The 18966-nt window shown below is 37.7% G+C and carries 18 protein-coding genes; 4 read left to right on the top strand and 14 right to left on the bottom strand.

Annotation, left to right across the window (positions count from 1 at the left end; all coding sequences use genetic code 11):
• The 4 genes from J3U09_RS10875 to J3U09_RS10860 form a co-directional block, all read right to left on the bottom strand.
• On the bottom strand, window positions 1–184 hold a 184-nt coding region (locus J3U09_RS10875), incomplete at its 3' end, for a hypothetical protein (RefSeq protein WP_267358197.1).
• A gap of 563 nt (window positions 185–747) precedes the next feature.
• Window positions 748–2052, bottom strand: coding sequence for a hypothetical protein (locus J3U09_RS10870; protein WP_267358195.1), 1305 nt, complete (start codon window positions 2050–2052; stop codon window positions 748–750).
• 743 nt (window positions 2053–2795) lie between these two features.
• The gene (locus tag J3U09_RS10865; RefSeq protein WP_267358193.1) at window positions 2796–4172 is read right to left on the bottom strand and encodes a hypothetical protein; all 1377 of its coding nucleotides are present in this window, start codon (window positions 4170–4172) and stop codon (window positions 2796–2798) included.
• Window positions 4173–4713: 541 nt separating this feature from the next.
• Entirely contained in the window at window positions 4714–6117 is a 1404-nt protein-coding gene (locus tag J3U09_RS10860; protein ID WP_267358192.1) for a hypothetical protein, read from the bottom strand.
• A gap of 612 nt (window positions 6118–6729) precedes the next feature.
• Here J3U09_RS10860 and J3U09_RS10855 point away from each other — a divergent pair.
• Genes J3U09_RS10855 through J3U09_RS10845 form a run of 3 tightly spaced genes read left to right on the top strand, consistent with a single transcriptional unit; the run spans window position 6730 to window position 8461 of the window.
• Window positions 6730–7086, top strand: coding sequence for an ArsC family reductase (locus J3U09_RS10855; protein ID WP_267358190.1), 357 nt, complete (start codon window positions 6730–6732; stop codon window positions 7084–7086).
• A 13-nt stretch (window positions 7087–7099) separates the two neighbouring features.
• On the top strand, window positions 7100–8227 hold the full coding sequence (gene dapE, locus J3U09_RS10850; RefSeq protein ID WP_220225888.1) for a succinyl-diaminopimelate desuccinylase: 1128 nt from the start codon (window positions 7100–7102) through the stop codon (window positions 8225–8227).
• Window positions 8228–8275: 48 nt separating this feature from the next.
• Complete coding sequence (locus J3U09_RS10845) at window positions 8276–8461, top strand: YpfN family protein (RefSeq protein ID WP_065563328.1); 186 nt, start codon at window positions 8276–8278, stop codon at window positions 8459–8461.
• Window position 8462: 1 nt separating this feature from the next.
• Here J3U09_RS10845 and cysZ read toward each other — a convergent pair whose 3' ends face one another.
• From cysZ to J3U09_RS10810, 7 genes are all read right to left on the bottom strand, one after another.
• On the bottom strand, window positions 8463–9248 hold the full coding sequence (gene cysZ, locus J3U09_RS10840; protein WP_065563329.1) for a sulfate transporter CysZ: 786 nt from the start codon (window positions 9246–9248) through the stop codon (window positions 8463–8465).
• 105 nt (window positions 9249–9353) lie between these two features.
• Entirely contained in the window at window positions 9354–11219 is a 1866-nt protein-coding gene (locus J3U09_RS10835; protein ID WP_267358189.1) for a tRNA(Met) cytidine acetyltransferase TmcA domain-containing protein, read from the bottom strand.
• A gap of 3 nt (window positions 11220–11222) precedes the next feature.
• The gene (locus J3U09_RS10830; RefSeq protein ID WP_065563331.1) at window positions 11223–11678 is read right to left on the bottom strand and encodes a DUF441 domain-containing protein; all 456 of its coding nucleotides are present in this window, start codon (window positions 11676–11678) and stop codon (window positions 11223–11225) included.
• Entirely contained in the window at window positions 11678–12388 is a 711-nt protein-coding gene (gene purC / locus J3U09_RS10825) for a phosphoribosylaminoimidazolesuccinocarboxamide synthase (protein WP_267358188.1), read from the bottom strand. Before purC ends, J3U09_RS10830 begins: the two co-directional genes overlap by 1 nt.
• Window positions 12389–12639: 251 nt before the next feature.
• Complete coding sequence (gene bamC, locus J3U09_RS10820) at window positions 12640–13389, bottom strand: outer membrane protein assembly factor BamC (RefSeq protein WP_267358187.1); 750 nt, start codon at window positions 13387–13389, stop codon at window positions 12640–12642.
• A 34-nt stretch (window positions 13390–13423) separates the two neighbouring features.
• Window positions 13424–14302: a 4-hydroxy-tetrahydrodipicolinate synthase gene (gene dapA, locus J3U09_RS10815; RefSeq protein ID WP_065563334.1), complete on the bottom strand. Its 879-nt coding sequence runs from the start codon at window positions 14300–14302 to the stop codon at window positions 13424–13426.
• Window positions 14303–14398: 96 nt separating this feature from the next.
• Entirely contained in the window at window positions 14399–15157 is a 759-nt protein-coding gene (locus J3U09_RS10810) for a Nif3-like dinuclear metal center hexameric protein (protein ID WP_267358186.1), read from the bottom strand.
• 433 nt (window positions 15158–15590) lie between these two features.
• Between J3U09_RS10810 and rnt the strand changes: the two genes are divergently transcribed.
• Window positions 15591–16238, top strand: a complete 648-nt coding sequence (gene rnt, locus J3U09_RS10805; protein WP_416380067.1) for a ribonuclease T — start codon at window positions 15591–15593, stop codon at window positions 16236–16238.
• Between the two features lie 46 nt (window positions 16239–16284).
• Here the strand turns inward: rnt and J3U09_RS10800 are convergent, their stop codons facing one another.
• From J3U09_RS10800 to J3U09_RS10790, 3 genes are all read right to left on the bottom strand, one after another.
• Window positions 16285–16614 (bottom strand): Grx4 family monothiol glutaredoxin, encoded by a 330-nt coding sequence (locus J3U09_RS10800; RefSeq protein ID WP_065563338.1) that lies wholly within the window; start codon window positions 16612–16614, stop codon window positions 16285–16287.
• Between the two features lie 347 nt (window positions 16615–16961).
• Window positions 16962–18464 carry a hypothetical protein gene (locus J3U09_RS10795; protein ID WP_267358184.1) on the bottom strand — a complete coding sequence of 501 codons (1503 nt, stop codon included), beginning with the start codon at window positions 18462–18464 and terminating at the stop codon, window positions 16962–16964.
• 63 nt (window positions 18465–18527) lie between these two features.
• Window positions 18528–18966: hypothetical protein (locus tag J3U09_RS10790; protein ID WP_267358183.1), on the bottom strand; the 439-nt coding region annotated here is incomplete at its 5' end.

Raw genomic sequence — 18966 nt, 5'->3', positions numbered from 1 at the left:
TTGATGAAATATTGGTTGAAGGCGTGTACTTAGTTCCGTCAGAAAGTGTAATACCAAGCAGACCGTTAACATCTACCACACGAGTACGACCACCATCGAAAGTCAAATAAGGTGCACTACCCTGAATCACATTCGAGGTTTTAGAGGTTAATGCATGGCTGAAAAGAGGAAGAAAAATCGCCACGCAAAAAACAATCTGACGGAGTAAATTAGATCGTAAAAAGGATCGAGAAAAAGATCGCGCGAAAATTTGCAAAATTCCCCATAATTGTGTGAAAAAATAAACTTTGGTAAAAAATAAACATTGAGAGCTTAACTTCGACGAATTTAAGTTAGAGGTTGACCAAGTTGTCTTCTGAAAATTATCGAACATGCACAACAATCCTGTTAAGTATATTTTAATTTATTTACTTTTTATTAATGAACATCATCTTTATAAACATTTAAAAATTAGTATTAATAATCCTAAAAAAATTATATTTAAGTATTTGAAATTAGTGATTTTGATAATTTAATAATTTTCAAGTGGAATCTTAAATTTCAAAAACCCCGTTCCTCAACTTTTTTACAGTTAAACACTTTAAAAATACCCCCCCGGTTGAGGGATGATGATGTCCGGAGGGGCTAAACTACAAAATCAATTTTTATCTGAAAACTACCTTAACTCTTCAAGTCAACTATTTCTTAATGACTTAACTACTCCTTTATACCCCTCGACCCTAAGCATTAAAGACGAAGAAATAAATACTAAGGATAGGCACAAACCACGGATAAAGGCATGCTTTCGTGCCAATTCACAATACCGCCGTATGAGTGCACGTCATAGCGGCGATGACGACCAATGCTGTCACTAGTCCTGTAAGAAGATCTTATGAAACCAATGCCTGAATAATCCTCCATTCTGCCCCACTCCGTGAAAAAGCCAGAACCTATATGACGCATATAATGGTCACTATGTGAGGAAGGTGTAGCGCCCAAACTACTAAATCGAGACGAATTTGTTAAATCCTTTACTCGAGGCATTCGATAACCAATACTATTACACCAAGACAAAGCATTAGAATGTTTGGAAGTATCATTACCACGGTTGACGAACCACTGCTTCAAAGTAAAACCATATTTAACAACTGGATTACCTTGACCATCACGACCAACCAACTCGAAGGTCTGAGGCAAAGTAAGTGTTGGAAGACGACCAGGATTGTCTGAATGATGCTGGGATTCGGTAGCGAAAGGACCCGTTAAAGTAACACGAACACTTGTAGCAGTGGAATTAGTCATTGTAACTGTGATGCCACCCTGAGATAAGGGAGACCAAGACAACGCCTGACTACTACCACTAATAAGTAAATCAAAATACAATCCATTAGCACCAGTAGTAGGAAAGTTTTGACCGTAAGAGGATGAGTCATTTGACTGAGTGAGAAAACCGTTAGCAGGATCCCACATCGAAGATGGACCAGCATAATCATCTGTACCCATATACAAATTAGGCCGAGCAAAACAAACTATCGGCGTAGCCTTAGGATTAACGAAATACGTCACAACATTGGCACTGAAATCACTACTATTAGGAACGCCATAACGTGTGGATAATGTGCCGTTAGTACTTGATAACGTAACCCTATAAGGAGAATTACAAATCTCTGGTACAGTGCTACGTGATACCGATTGACTGCTTTTATCGACAATAGACAAACTTACAGAACCTGTGGCAGTAACGTCAGAATCACCATCATCATCCCCCCAATAATTATGATGAGGACCGATAAGTGTACTTAAATCGACTGAATCAGTATTAGTAGGAACAAACATATCTATATCAGCAAAACTCTGACCCGCAACCGGTAACACGATTGGTTTTTCAGGAGATGAAGAATTGGTTGAAAGCGTATATTGTGTACCATCTGATAACATAATACCGAGCAAACCGTTAGAATCATTCACACGAGTACGACCACCATCGAAAGTCAAATACGGCACATTACCGTGAATCACATTTGAGGTTTTAGAGGTTAATGCATGGCTGGAAAAAGAAAGTAAAATAGCCACACATAAAAAAATCTGCCGGAATAAATTAGATCGAAAAGAGGATCGCAAGAAGGATCTAAAGTAGGATCGAAAAAAAGATCGCGAGAAAATTTGCAAAATTCCGCATAATTGCGTGAAAAAATAAACTTTGGTGAAGAATAAACGCTGGGAACTTAACTTTGACGAATTTAAATTAGAGGTTGGCCAAGTTGCCTGTTGCCTGTTGCCTGTTGAAAATTATAGAACATCTGCGACAATCCTGTCAAGTATATTTTTGATTTATTTACGGTTTTGTTTGTATTTTAGCCATCCCGCTAAAACGGTAAAAGAGTATAGTTACTGGAAAAATACGATGCAATTCTTTTTTTGTTTTGGATCGTTAATATTCGTAAAGAAGATCGCAAGAAAGATCTTGAAAGGATCGACTATCTATTGTTTTAATTAAAATCATCTTCCTTACAAACCTTTAAAAAACTATAATTAAGATCCTAAAAAAATTTACCTGAGTGATGAGTAATTTCGATAATTTAATAATTTTTAATCGAAATTTAGCCCCCAAAAACCCCGCTCCTCAACTTTTTTGATATAAAAATAATTAAAACACATCATCATTTAGAGACAAATTATTCATATGACAACATTGCAAGGTGGAATTTTAAACACTAAAACTACTACTGCACAAAAAATCCCCCCCCTGTTGAGGGATGATGATGTACGGGGGAGGCTAAACCACAAAATCGCTTTTTATCGCACGATGGATGATACTAAGGTAAAGTGCAAAGCCCTCCCAAAGTGATATCATAGCCAATATAAGCCCAATGTATATGACCATCCTCAGGGAAAACAACAAACCGATTAAACTCATTGTTGCCAGTAATAACATTGGTCCAGAGCTTGTTAGTACCAAAGTTGGCATCTTTATATAGGCTTGGATTACCCCACTCCGCAATAAAGCCAGCACCAATGCTATGCTGATAATAATCACCAGATGATGAAGGTTCAGCACCAGTCGCTTCATAACGTTTTGCATTAGTTAAATCTTTAACCGTAGGCATACGATAACCAATTTTATTACACCAGGACTCCATACTAGGATAGGTGTAATAGGCTTTACCTCGGTTGACAAACCATTGTTTTAATGTAAAACCATATTTAACGATAGCTTTACCACTACTATCTCGACCAACTAATTCGAATGTCTGGGGCAAAGTAAGCTTAGCAATTAGACCAGGATTGCTGGAATTCCATTGGGACTCAGTTGCAACAGGGCCAGTTAAAGTAACCCGTACACCTTTCGCTGTAGAATTGGTCATAGTCGCAGTGATACCACCTCGCGAGACAGGAGACCAAGACAATGCTTGATTATTACCAGCAAGGCGTAAATTAAAGGACATGTTGTTGGCACCTGTAGTCGGAAAGTTCTTATCATATGAGTCAGTTGACTGAGGAAGAAAACCATACGCAGGGTCCCACATCGAAGCACGAATACCATCATGTGTAAACACATCCTCCGCTGGATCAGCAAAACAAACCTTTGGCTCATTATTAGGATTAGGAGTAACATAATAAGTCACATAACTTGCATTGAAAGTACTACTACTAGGAACCCCATAACGTGTCGATAAAGTACCACCAGTACTATATAAGCTAACCTCATAAGGTGCTGTACAAATCTCTAGCACGGTACTACGTGAATAATATCTAGAACCGGTCCTTAGCCTTATAGAGGAGATAGATACACGTAAAGAACCTGTAGCTGTAACGTCTGAATCGCCATCATAATCCCCCCAGTAATTATAAGGAGGAGCGATAAGAGCACTTAAATCGACTGAATTAGTATCAGTAGGAACGAACATGCCTATATCAGAAAAACTTTGACCAGCAACAGGCAACACGATTGGATTTTCAGGAGATGAAGTATTAGTTGAAGGCGTGTATTGCACACCATTTGATAAAGTAATACTAAGCAGACTATCAGTATCAACCGCTCGCGTGCGACCACCATCGAAAGTCAAATAAGGTGCACTACCCTGAATATAATTCGAGGTTTTAGAGGTTAATGCATGGCTGGTAAAAGAAAGTAAAACAGCTACGCCTAAAAAAATCTGCCGGAATAAATTAGATCGAAAAGAGGATCGCAAGAAGGATCTATAGTAGGATCGAAAAAAAGATCGCGCGAAAATTTGCAAAATTTCGCATAATTGCGTGAAAAAATAAACTTTGGTGAAAAATAAACGCTGGGAGCTTAACTTTGACGAATTTAAATTAGAGGTTGACCAAGTTGTCTTTTGAAAATTATCGAACATGCACAACAATCCTATTAAGTATATTTCTAATTTATTTACTTTTTTCATTAATGAACATCATCTTTATAAACATTTAAAAATTAGTATTAATAATCCATAAAAAATTATATTTAAGTATTCAAAATTAGTGATTTTGATAATTTAATAATTTTCAAGTGGAATCTTGAATTTCAAAAACCCCGTTCCTCAACTTTTTGACAGTTAAACACTTTAAAAATCCCCCCCGGTTGAGGGATGATGATATCCGGAGGGGCTAAACCACAAAATCAATTTTTATCTGAAAACTACCTTGACTCTTCAATTCAAATATTTCTTAATAATTTAACTACTCCTTTATACCCCCAAGTTTTAAGGCTTAAGGAAGAAGAAATAAATACTAAGGATATGAGCAGAGCGAGGCATGGGGGCTGTCGGTGCGCCTATCCACACCACCGTGGAAGGTTTGCACGACATGCCGCAAACTACTACCATTCACGTCACTAGTCCAGTACCAAGAGTCATGGGTGAAGCCAACGCCAAAGTCGCTAAGAGGACCCCACTCATTGAAAAAGCCAGAGCCAATTCTACGTTGGAAATAATTACCAGGTGAGGAAGGTGTGGCGCCGACGAAACCTTCACACCAATCGCCTGAATGTTTACCACGACAAGTTGCATTGGTTAAATCCTTTATGAGAGGCATTCGATAACCAATACTATTACACCAAGATAAGGCAGGAGAATAATCGTCCCACTTAGTACCACGGTTGACGAACCACTGCTTCAATGTAAAACCATATTTAATAACAGGATTACCTTGACCATCACGACCGACCAACTCAAAGGTCTGAGGCAAAATAGGTTTGGAAATAAGACCAGGATTGTCTGAATTATGCTGGAATTCGGTAGCGAAAGGACCCGTTAAAGTAACACGTACGCTTGCAGCAGTTGAATTAGACATTGTAACTGTGATTCCCCCCTGAGATAATGAAGACCAAGACAAAGGTTGACTAACACCTCTAATATCTAAGTCAAAGTACAGTCCATTAGCGCCAGTAGTAGGAAAGTTTGAACCATAACGTGAAGGGTCAGTTGACTGAGGGATAAAACCATTAGCAGGGTCCCACATAAAAGACGGACCAGCATAATCATGATATGGGAACAAAATATCATCACCAAGCTTAGCATTTTTTAAATTAGGTCTGGTGAAACAAACCATCGACGTAGCCTTAGGATTAACGAAATACGTCACAACATTGGCACTGAAATCACTACTATTAGGAACGCCATAACGTGTGGATAATGTGCCGTTAGTACTTGATAACGTAACCCTATAAGGAGAATTACAAATCGTTAATACGGAATTACGTGATACAGCTTGATTGTTATTATCGACGATAGATAAACTTAAAGAACCAGTAACAGTAACGTCATTATCACCATCATCATCCCCCCAATAATTATTAGGAGGACCGATAAGAGAACTTAAAGCGACTGAATCAGTATCAGTTGGAACAAACATGTCTATATCAGCAAAACTTTGCTCTTCATCAGGCAAGACGATTGGCGTTGTAGATGAGGTATTATTTAAAGGCGTGTATTGTGTACCATCAGATAGAGTAATACCAAGCAGCCCATTTGTATCAACAACGCGAGTACGACCACCATCAAAAGTTAAATACGGCGCATTACCGTGAATCACATTCGAGGTTTTAGAGGTTAATGCATGGCTGGAAAAAGAAGGTAAAATAGCCACACCTAAAAAAATCTGCCGGAATAAATTAGATCGAAAAGAGGATCGCAAGAAGGATCTATAGTAGGATCGAAAAAAAGATCGCGAGAAAATTTGCAAAATTCCGCATAATTGCGTGAAAAAATAAACTTTGGTGAAGAATAAACGCTGGGAACTTAACTTTGACGAATTTAAATTAGAGGTTGGCCAAGTTGCCTGTTGCCTGTTGCCTGTTGAAAATTATAGAACATCTGCGACAATCCTGTCAAGTATATTTTTGATTTATTTACGGTTTTGTTTGAATTTTAGCCATCCCGCTAAAACGGTAAAAGAGTATAGTTACTGGAAAAACGCGATGCAATTCTTTTTTTGTTTTGGATCGTTAATATTCGTAAAGAAGATCGTAAGAAAGATCTTGAAAGGATCGACTATCTATTGTTTTAATTAAAATCATCTTCCTTACAAACCTTTAAAAAACTATAATTAAAATCCTGAAAAAATTTACCTGAGTGATGAGTAATTTTGATAATTTGATAATTTTTAATCGAAATTTGGAACCTCAAAAACCCCGCTCCTCAACTTTTTTATCAAAAAATCATCATTTTTATAAAACCCGCTTTCCCTTTGTTTGCTGTTTTTTAGCTGTTATAATCGATTTATCTTTTCATTTTAGGGCAAATAGTTATGTATATTATTTATGGAATTAAGAATTGTGATACCATGAAAAAAGCGTTTACGTGGCTCAATGATCATCAAGTCAGTTACCAATTTCATAATTATAAAACCGATGGTTTGTCGGTTGAGTTGTTAAGTGATTTATTAAAACTTGTTGATTGGCAGAGTTTGTTAAATACTCGTGGTACGACTTGGCGTAAGCTTGACGAAACAGTACGTAATCAAGTTGATAATCAAGATGCCGCTATCAAGATTATGTTAGCTAATCCTTCTATTTTAAAGCGTCCACTACTTGTTGATGGTAAGCGGGCTTTGTTGGGATTTTCTGACGAAAGCTATTCGCAATTTGTTAAACCTAAATCATAAGATCGAGATCACCATGACTGAACCTGTTATTGCACTAACCAAAGCATTGATTGCTGAAAGATCAATAAGCCCCGATGATAAGAACTGCCAGCAGATGATTATCGATCGTCTAAAGCCGTTAGGCTTTGTGATTGAAGAGGTAAATATTGGTAAGACGAAAAACCTTTGGGCCTACCATGGCAGTGGTAAAACCTTGATGTTTGCCGGTCATACTGATGTGGTGCCAGCTGGTGATGAGAGTAAGTGGTGTTACCCACCTTTTGAGCCAACTATTGATGAAAACGGTGTTTTGTATGGTCGTGGCGCAGCCGATATGAAAAGTGGCGTAGCGGCTATGGTTTGTGCCGCTGAGACGTTTGTTAAAAAATATCCTGACCATACTGGTCGGATCGCGTTTTTGCTGACTTCCGATGAGGAAGCAGATGCAACCGATGGCACGGTAAAAGTGGTTGATTTGCTGATTAAACGTCAAGAACAGATCGATTACTGTATTGTTGGTGAGCCTTCAAGTGATAGTGTGCTTGGCGATCAGATTAAGAATGGGCGTCGTGGCTCTTTGACAGCCAATTTAGTGGTACATGGTATTCAGGGACATGTTGCTTATCCTCATCTTGCTGATAATCCGGTGCATAAATTTGCGCCCGCTTTGAATGAACTGGTAACGACGGTTTGGGATAATGGTAATGAATATTTTCCACAAACGACAATGCAAATAGCCAATATTAATGGTGGAACCGGCGCTGAAAATGTAGTTCCTGGTGATTTGTCAGTGCAATTTAATTTTCGTTATAGTAGTGAGTTAACCGATGAGATGATTAAAGCAAAAGTCGAGGCAATTTTGCAAAAACATCATTTAAACTATACGTTAAATTGGCGTTTGTCCGGCCATCCATTTTTAACACCACAAGGCGAGCTAACTGATGCAGCAGCAAGTGCAATTAAGGCCTTTACACAAATTGATACCAAGTTATCAACCAGTGGCGGAACATCCGACGGGCGTTTTATTGCTAAGTTAGGTTGTCAGGTGATTGAGCTTGGTGTGTTAAATAAAACGATTCATAAAGTGAATGAAAATGTAAATTGCCAAGATGTCATTACATTACAAGCTATCTATATCGATATTTTAGAAAAGTTACTATAGATTTTAATATGAGATCATGCTTTGTGCTAAAAACTCAAGGGGATTTAAATGGAGTGGCTTAAAGATTATTGGTGGGTGATTCTTATTATTTTGGTGGGGATCTTTATTAATACAATTAAAGCACTGAATAAACTAAGCTATAAGCACTATTTAGAAAAAAAGAAAGGGATAAAACCTATCCCTTATTCTGATGATGAGGACGACGATTGGCCAAGTCGTCCTAAGCAAAAATAAATTATCGAAAGTCCTGACTTTTACTTGCAAAAATAGCTTGGTGACGATAGCGATCAACCCACATCGCTGTCGCGCCACAAACCGCAATTGGCATAATAATTAAATTCAATAATGGCACCATGGTAAAGAAGCTGATTAACATACCAAATAGCAGATTGTCAGCGCGATCTTGTCTTAATAATTGGCGCATACGCTCAAAAGAGATTTTGTGGTTATCAAAGGCGTAATCCGCATATTGGATGTTAATCTGCCAAGCAGTAAATAAAAACCACACTATCGGAGTAACCGATTGCCCTATGATGGGAATCAAGTAGGTTAGCAATATCGGAATCGCCCATAATAAATAATAGCCAAATTTTTGTAACTCGCGCTTTAAGATGCGAGGTAAGTCTTTTATTAAACTCAACCAAGAGGTATCAGGCGCAGGTACACCGGTGAGCTGTGCTTCTACCTGTTCGGCCAGCAGACCATTGAAAGGCGCAGCTATAACGTTGGTTATCGTACTGAAAAAATAACAAAATAAAATTGTTAAAGTTAAAATGACAATAGCACTAATGATGTAGCCCAACCAATGCAACCAACTTGGCATAAACGATAAGCCCCAATCCACCATGCCAGTGATTGAAACAAAAAACCAATAAAATAGCGCTGACATAATAACGATATTAGCCAGCAACGGTAAAAATACAAAGCGTTTTAAACCAGGACTAAATGCTAAAGACCAGCCTTGGAAAAAGTATTCTATACCTGATTTAGAATTGGAATGTTGTGATTTATTTTCTAACACAATAGGATCCTTTTATTTAAAATCGGCGTCATTTTAAACGTAGTTTTCATCTGACGGCAACTGACTTTTCATTTTTTGATCGTAAATTAGCTGATCTTTATTTGGTCAGTTTGATAATTTTTCAAGCCATGTTTTTACTTCTTGTTTGATAGCTTGGATCATCTCATTTCGACTTGGTAGTTTATTTATCGATTCACTACTTTGTAATAATAGTGAAGGTATTTTACCATTTGTTGCCTGTTTTAGACGACACAGTGCCGGATAAGTTGCTTCAAACGGTCGATGATAATTACAAAATCCTTGCAGATCCTGAAGATCTTGATGAGTTAATGCCTGCTGATCATCAATGGTGATAAGTTGACTGAAAGGTAAATCGATAATGGCATTAAGCCAATAGCTATTACGCCTTAAATTTTCCGCTAAACGTTGGCTTAGTTCATAACCTTGCTGAGTGATGGGTTTGATTGCCATCATTGAATAACTACCAGAATTGGCTTGTTTATGGCTGGCAATATGGACTAAGGTAAAGCCACAATTGTGCCAAAATTGATAATTAACGGCGCTGTAAGCAAAACTGACAGAGACAAAATCGTTGTGATTTTTCATTGCTTGTTGATAGATATGTTCGACCAACTTCAGGGCAATATGTTGACGTCGATAAGGCTCTATAACCGCAATACGGTTAATTCTGACCGATTTTAGTTTTGCCGCTAGTTTATCACCAGCATGTGCAACCAATGATTGCGCGACAAGATTTCCTTTTGGTCGGCGTGTGCCTTTCCAAACGGCATCGATTAAGTCATCAGTCAAATTACCTTCATCAATCGTAATTGCCCCAGCAATAAGTTGATCACCTTTTTTGGCCTGCCAAACAGCTAAGTTTTGTGCATCAAATAGTCGTCTTAAATCAACCAAGGTTGTTTGATAATGAGCCGTTTTTAATAAATTGTAGATAGACTTAAGTAGGTCGATATCTGTTCTTTCGTTAAGAGAATAGACGGTAGCTTGCTCATAGGTTTGCGATTTTATGACGCCATTAAGCAATAAGTTATCGCAAAGTTGTTCGAGTTGATCGTTATCTTGCCAACGAATAGGCGAATTAAGATAAAATCGCTGGCAAATTTGCCTGTCCAGTAATTTTAATAAAAACCCCTGCCCTGTTCCTTCGTAACCTTCTACCGTTGTGATCAATAGGATTTTAGTCGATGGTGACAGCTTTAGCAGTTGCTCCAACATTGGCAATGGGATCATCGCCGCTTCATCAATGATCAACCACTCAGGAAATGGATGATCGACCATTTCAATTAGTTGATCTGGCGCATAAAACGGTGTTCCTGGTTTAGCAAACTGAAAAAAAGTCGTTAGCGCACTTTTATTCGGTGCTGTTACCCAGCATTCATGATAATGAGTAAATTGCCCAGCTAATGCTGATTTTCCGCGCCCTCGTTTAGCCATTAAGATATTTAAACGACTATTGCTTTTTAGGAGTTGGTTCAGCACTAACTGTTGCTCGGTTAAATCCTTTTGCCCATCATCCTGCTGCGTAAACTCTGGTGGCTTTTCTGTAGCAAATTTTGATAAGGTTTGTTGTAAATGTTGAACAAAATTGGGCACACGAATCGGCTTTGTAGATTCATTCCAACGCAAACTATCTTGGTCCACCCAATTGGTCAAATCATCTGGCAGTAATAAAATTAGCACACTACCTTTGATTAAAGTGCCGGCTAGCATCGCAAAAGCATCTAAATTAAAACCTTCGGTGGCATCGAAAATAGCATGTTTAAACTCTTTGCCAAGTAATGATTTGGTTTGATTGGGATGAATATGATGGTTAATCGCTACGGGCAAATCTGTTTTTGTGGTAACTGTAAGCCAATCGCCCGGGTGCTGTTGAATAATAGCGCTGACTTGATTAAATAATTGGGGATGCGAACCGTTTAACACCCATAGCTTTCTGGTGCTATTAATCATTGATTAACTTTTTCCAATCAATAAGGATAAAATTCCTGCTGCAATCAATGGACCAACCGGTATCCCTTTGAAAAAGGCAACACCAATAAGTGTACCAATAATTAAGCCATTAATTATAGTTGGATGAGCACCAATTAAGGATATGCCACGCGTGCCTAACCATGAGACTAATATGCCAACTAAAATAGCCAGTAACGATTGCCAGGTGGTGAATGATTTTACAATATCGGTAATTTTTAACGAGCCATCCGCTAAAGGAACCATCATAGCCGCCGTTAAAATGACAATGCCAATGGTTAATCCATATTGATTTAAGAACGGAAAATAGGTTGCTAGCGGTGTTAATTTGAATAACAACAGTAGCAATACTGCAAAGGTCACTGTGTTATTATGCGTGATATAACACAGTGCAGCTAAACCTAATAATAAAAAAAAGGAGATATCAAATTGGGCAAACATTAAAGTGGAACACCAATACGTTTGGCTACCTCTTCGTAGGCCTCAATCACACCACCTAAACCTTGACGGAAGCGATCTTTATCCATTTTTTTCAAGGTCTCTTTTTCCCATAAACGGCAACCATCTGGTGAAAACTCATCGCCTAATGTGATTTCGCCATGAAATAGACCAAACTCTAATTTGTAATCAACTAAAATTAATCCGGCTTTATCAAAAAGCTCTGTTAGCACGGTATTTATTTTAAAGCTAAGTTCCTTCATCGTTGCTAACTGCTCATCCGTTGCCCAGCCAAATGCTTTACAGTGTGACTCATTGACCATAGGGTCATGCAGGGCATCATTTTTAAAAAAAAGTTCAAATGTTGGAGGATTAAGGATTTTGCCTTCTTCAACGCCTAAACGTTTTACTAATGAACCAGCAGCTCGATTACGAACGACGCACTCAACTGGCACCATATCAAGTTTTTTAACTAAAACTTCATTATCTGATAATAGGGCTTCAACTTGAGTTGGAATACCTGCTTCACGTAACTTGGTCATAATAAAATAGTTAAATTTATTATTGACCATCCCCTTTCGATCTAACTGCTCAATGCGCAGTCCATCAAATGCCGAGGTGTCGTTACGAAATTCAAGGATTAATAGATCTGGGTTGTCAGTGGTGTAAACCGTTTTTGCTTTACCACGATAAAGCTCAGCCAACTTTTTCATGTTTATAACCTTATATCAAATTGCCAATAAATAATTAAGGAGCTATTCGCCCCTTAATTTCAAATCAAGTACCTTGCCGTTATAAGTGTTAGCTATAAACCGTATTTATAAACTGTAGTCATAAACTTTAGTTATAAACTGTAATTATAAACATTCATTTATATAGCAAAGGTAAGTTACTCCGCTATTGGGTTAAAATCGGCTTTACGCGGTTTTAACTCATTTAGATGAAAGATTATCTAATCGTTAAATTAGCGATCATTTCTGATGCTATCTCTGATACTGTCTTTAAGATCTTCTTTCAGCTCTTTATTTGGATCTGACTTTTTTTCATCTGTTTTAACCGGCACAGTTCGTAGCGATTCAGGTGCGACATCATCCATTATTTGATTAAATAATCCAACTACATAACGCTGAACTTCGATCGGTTGTGACATAAGATTTTCACCACTACGCGTTAATGAACTTAATACGATAGTGATAGTTTCTGTTGCGCCTAAATTTTGGCGGGTAAAGACAAAAGAAGCCTCAACCGGTTGTTGTTCATCTTGGCGAGAAATAATTGCATTATTTGTTTTAATGGTTTTACTATCGCTTGAACTAACCAGTATATTTTGTTTATTCAATGTATTTGGAATATTATTCCATACACCATAACTGACTGGCACGTTGAAGGTAACAGTGTTATGTTCATGATGTACAAAAGATTCTGGGATAGTTGCAATAGCTAATGTTGGTGGACGAATATCAAGTTGTTTACCAACGGCACCATCAATTTTGTTGTTGTCCACATAAAAATCACCAGATTCAACTGGTACAGAAACACCTTCAGGAATAATTAACGCTTTTAAAGCGGGCGAATTGAGGTAATCTTCATTGCCATCAACCTCTCGTTTATAACTCTGATCGCTACTACATCCAACCATAAACATCGATGTAATAACCGATAAAACAGCTAGTTTTTTAAAGGCTTTGCTTTTCAATTCAGTTTTATTCAACATAGATTTCTGCTTTTAAGTAAGGTTATAGTCAATTTTAAATTAATTTAGCATCTTTTAATGCTTGTTCAACTACAGGAATAGAAGCATCACTCAATGGCACTAATGGTAAACGTATAGTACCGTTGGCCATTAAACCTAAACGAGTACACGCCCATTTTGCTGGCGTTGGGTTTGGTTCAATAAATAGATGAGTATGAAGCCCCATTAAAGTATCGTTTAACGTGCGTGCTTGTTGGATTTGGTTATTAAATGCCAATTCACAAACGGTTGCAACTTGTTTTGCAGCTACGTTAGCGGTTACCGAGATAACGCCGTCACCACCTAAAATGATAAAGTCTAAGAAAGTCGCATCATCACCACTTAATAGCTTAAAATCTTCGCCAACTAATTTACGAGTTTTGTAAACGCGAGACAGATCACCCGTTGCATCTTTTAACGCAACAATGTTTTTAATTTTAGCTAATCGACCAACAGTTTCTGGTTTAATGTCACTACAAGTACGACCAGGAACATTATAAATAATTTGAGGTAATGGAGAACTTTCTGCAATAGCTTTGAAGTGTTGGTATAAACCTTCTTGCGTTGGTTTATTGTAGTAAGGCGCTACCGTTAAGCAACCAACTACACCGATATTTTCAACTTGACGAGTTAATTCGATCGCTTCTTTGGTAGCATTTGAACCTGTGCCAGCAATAATATCAATTCGACCATCTGCATAATCAATAGTGCGTTTAATAACATCAATGTGCTCATGATGATCAAGCGTTGCTGATTCGCCAGTAGTTCCTACTGATACAATAGCAGATGTGCCATTTTCAATATGATATTCGACCATTTTTTTTAGGCTTACATGGTCCACATTTCCTTTCGTATCCATTGGAGTAACAAGTGCGACCAGACTTCCTGTAAACATAAAGCGACCTCTCATATTCTGTGTTTATAAAACAACTTAAAGATTAAAAAAACTGCGAATAAGTATGCGATATTTCTTATTTAAATTCAACTTTTGTTATGCAGGATTATCAATATCGATAAAAATAGTTTCTAAGCCATGGTTAGTCGATAACCATTCTCCTAATGTTTTTATACCATATCGCTCTGTGGCATGATGTCCGCAAGCATAAAAATTGATACCGTATTCACGGGCAATGTGAATGGTTCGTTCTGATACTTCTCCAGTAAAAAAAGCATCAAAGCCTTGCTGAGCAGCCGTTTCAATATAATCCTGACCGCCACCACTACACCATGCAACTCGCTTAATCACTGCTGGGGCATTATCACCACAAAATAAAACTGAATGGAGACCATTATGTAGCTTCTGTTCAAGTAGCTGTTTAAATTCAATTGCGGTTAATGGATTCGCTAACGTGCCTTTAAAAAGCAAATCGGTAATATCATCACGCGCATCAACCGTAATATCAAACATTTGCCCAAGCAACACATTATTACCCAATACTGGATGACCATCTAATGGAAGATGATAACTATATAAATTGATATCATGGCTAAGTAACGTCTTCATTCGATGATACTTTATGCCAGTAATTGTCTCTGGCTCATTTTTCCAAAAATAGCCATGATGAACAAGAATCGCATCAGCATTTAGCTCGACCGCTTTATCTAACAATAACTGACAAGCCGTTACCCCTGTCACAATTTTGTTAATCTCCGGACGACCTTGAACTTGCAAACCATTTGGCGCATAGTCACGATATCGTGTCACTTGCAGATGTGTATCAATGATGTGTTGAAGTTCGAAATTATGCACAATGCCCTCGCAAACCTTAGAATTAAACTAAAACAGTCTTAACAAAATGCTTAAGATGACCAAATAAACTTTTCGCCCTTTTGTTTGGCGCTAATTATAGTCGCTTTCTCGTAATATCTCACCCGATATTATGATTAATTAAACAATTATTTTAAGTTTTTTACCATCCTGCTTATTCAAGATTAAGTCTCAAATTTAATCACTCACTTGACTAGTTTAGATTTCGGGACAACATGCTTAATATAGATTTAACGCACAGTAGTAAAATTTGATAGCAAAGCAAAATAGGATAAGTAAGAGGCAAATAACGCCTATAAAGAATAAAACTCAAGAGGATTAACTGGTCATACTAAGTTAAAAACTTAATTGATTTAAGTAGGTAAAACTAGGCGAAAAAAGTAAAAACTGGCATAATACCTCTCATTTTAGATAGATAAGACTAACTATTGTGCCAAAACTTTGTGAACGCTTTCGAGGATTTTATCCCGTGGTTATCGATATAGAAACCTCCGGATTTGATCCAAAACTCAATGCTATTTTAGAAATCGCAGCCATTACGCTTAAAATGACAGATGACGGCTGGCTCGAGCCTGATAAAACATTGCAATTTAATGTCAATCCCTTTGCCGATGCTATTTTAGAGCCAACAGCGCTAGCTTTTAACGGCATTGATCCCAATAATCCGTTACGAGACGCGGTTGATGAGAAAGAGGCAATTGAGGCAATCTTTAAATTAGTTCGCACCGGAATCAAAGCCAATGACTGTACCCGTGCTGTAATAGTGGCACATAATGCGCATTTTGATCACAGTTTTTTGATGACTGCCGCTGAAAGAGTGGGTATTAAACGCAACCCTTTCCACCCTTTTGCGACTTTTGATACGGCATCACTTTGTGGTTTAGTCTTTGGGCAAACAGTTCTGGCTAAAGCCTGCGAAACGGCAAATATCTCGTTCGATCATAAACAAGCACATTCAGCTCTTTATGATACCGAAAAGACTGCTATTTTATTTTGTGAAATCGTTAACCGTTTTAAACGATTAGGTGGCTGGCCTTTAATCGATTCGAAAACAGAAGAATAGTCAAAATATAAAAAAAGAGAGCTTAACGCTCTCTTTCTCAACATTATTAATCATTTTTATGATTTTCTGCAGTCTCTTTGATCAAGGTTTGTAGTTCACCTGTTTGAAACATCTCTAACATAATATCACAACCACCAATCAACTCACCTTCAACCCAAAGTTGTGGAAAGGTCGGCCAGTTAGCAAATTTTGGCAATTCAGCACGAATATCTGGATTTTGTAAAATATCAACATACGCAAACGGCACACCACATTGCGATAACACCTGCACAGCTTGAGCTGAAAAACCACAACTTGGCAATTTTGGCGAACCTTTCATATAAAGAATAATCGGATTTTCGGCAATTTGGCGTTTAATCTTATCAAGCGTTGTCAATTCGGTTGTCATTAGGTTTGTCCTTTAATTTGCGATAAAAAATAAAGTTAGTTATTTTAACGTAGAAAGTTAACTAGGTTATATAGATTTCAGCTTTCACTCTAATAGATAAATTAGATATTTCAGATTGAGGGGGATTTTTAATAAAAATGATAATTCAAAAACCCCGCTCCTCAACTTTTTTGCGATAAAACACCTCAAAAATAAACCCGCCTAAGCGGGTGATTCAAGCGTAACTAAGCCACAAAATCGCTTTTTTATCGCATTGGTTATGACTTCAAGTCTGCTATCGATTAATAACCTTTTTTCTATTCCAATTTCCTTAAAAATTAGGATGTAAAAAATAGTTAAGGTACAACACAAAGCATACCAGCTTTTGTATCATATAATCGCGCCACTTTTGCAAGACCTGTGCCTAAATGCACTACAATCGAATTGCTACCATACTTATTACGAGTCACATACCAATCGTTGTAGAAATTGGCTCCAGAGTATAGGTACACAGTGCCCCACTCTGACAAGAGCCCTGCACCAATTCGTCGCTGAAAATGATTACCTGATGATGATGGGGTAGCACCTAAGCCATCAAAATTTGCATTAGTTAAATCACTTACCGTCACAACTTTATAACCTCCTATTTTTTTACACAATTCACTTAATTCATCCAGTTTATTAACCCCATCACCGTTATTAACAAACCACTTATTTAACACAAAACCATACTTAACAACTTCGTTACCTCGACTGTCACGACCAATTAACTCGAAGGTCTGGGGTAGAGTCGGCTTAGCTATACGATTAGGATTCTTAGAATGCCATTGAGATGGCGGAATTACTGGACCGGTTAATGTAACGCGTAGAGTGGTATTGTTTAAATAGTACATATTCGCGGTTATACCCTCTCGTGAAACAGGCGCCCATGACAGCGGACCCACACCACCAATATCCAAATCAAAGTAAAAACCATGAGCACCCGTTGTAGGAAAATTTAAGTTATAAGATGATGGGGATGTTGACTGAATCCGAAAACCTTTATTACTGTCCCACAACCAATCTGGACCATTGTACTCTCTTCTCTCATGAACCACATTTGGCTTAACAAAACAAATCGCTGGTGGTAAATTAGGTTTAACATAATATGTTACACTTCCAGCACCATAGAAACGGCTATTTGGAACACCATAACGTGAACTCAATGTACTGAATGTATTACTTAATACAATTCGGTAGGGTGCATTACAAATATCCAGTACAGTATAACGTGAAACAGGTTGGTCGTTTTTATCAAAAATAGATAAATTTAAACTGCCTGTCGCAGAAATATCACCATCACCATCATCATCGCCCCAATAATTATATGGCCAACCGATAACGGTACTGAGCGCAACTGAATTGGTATTAGTTGGCACAAACATACTAATATCTGCAAAACTTTGGCCTACTATCGGTAGCACTATTGGAAAATTTGATGAATTATTCGTTGACGGGGTATATCTCATTCCATTTGATAAAGTAATCCCTAGCAAACCGTCGGTATTAGTTGCACGTGTGCGACCGCCATCAAATGTTAAATACGGAACATTACCATTAACAACATTTGATGTTTTAGATGTTAATGCATGGCCAGGAAAAGGATGAAAAGTAACCACCATGAACACTAAAAAGATTTGCCGGGATAATTTGGAACCACGAAAGAAGCATTGAAAAGCACTTCGCAATGAGCGGCAAAGCGTTCTTAAATTTTCGCGGATGAATAAACTGAAATAGAAAAATAAGCGTTGAATGCTTAAATTAAATAAATTTAAATAATAATTTAACCTGTGTTGTCGATATTTGAAATTATAATGCATAGTTGGCATCCTTGCTGATTAATATTCTGATTTATATATTTTTATGCTTACTCATTAACGTAACTAAGGCGAAACGCAAAGCCCGTAGCGAGTGTAGTACTTAAACCAACCCACAGCACCGTTGGATGCAGACACGACAAAGTGGTCTCTATCAATAGGGTCGTTTGTCCAGTAAAAGCTGAACATGAAATTGGCGTTGGCGTAGCCGTACATCTCTCCCCATTCTGTAAAAAAACCTGCACCAATCTGACGCTGGTAATAATTACCCGATGATGAAGGCGTAGCCCCAGATATAGTTTCTCCTTTTGCTGAACTAACAGCATTAGTTAAATCTTTTATCTTAACCATCCGATAACCAAAGCTATTACACCAAGATAATGTATCTGAATAATGGTAAGAGCTAGGGCCTCGATTAACGAACCACTGTTTTAACTCAAATCCATACTTAACGGCTTCATTTCCTTGACTATCTCGTCCGACTAACTCGAAAGTCTGAGGTAAA

It is taken from the genome of Gilliamella sp. B2889 (genome assembly GCF_026536885.1).
GTDB classification, from domain to species: domain Bacteria; phylum Pseudomonadota; class Gammaproteobacteria; order Enterobacterales; family Orbaceae; genus Gilliamella; species Gilliamella apicola_E.
Note: the sequence above shows the minus strand (reverse complement) of the source record. Positions and strands in the feature narration are given on the sequence as shown.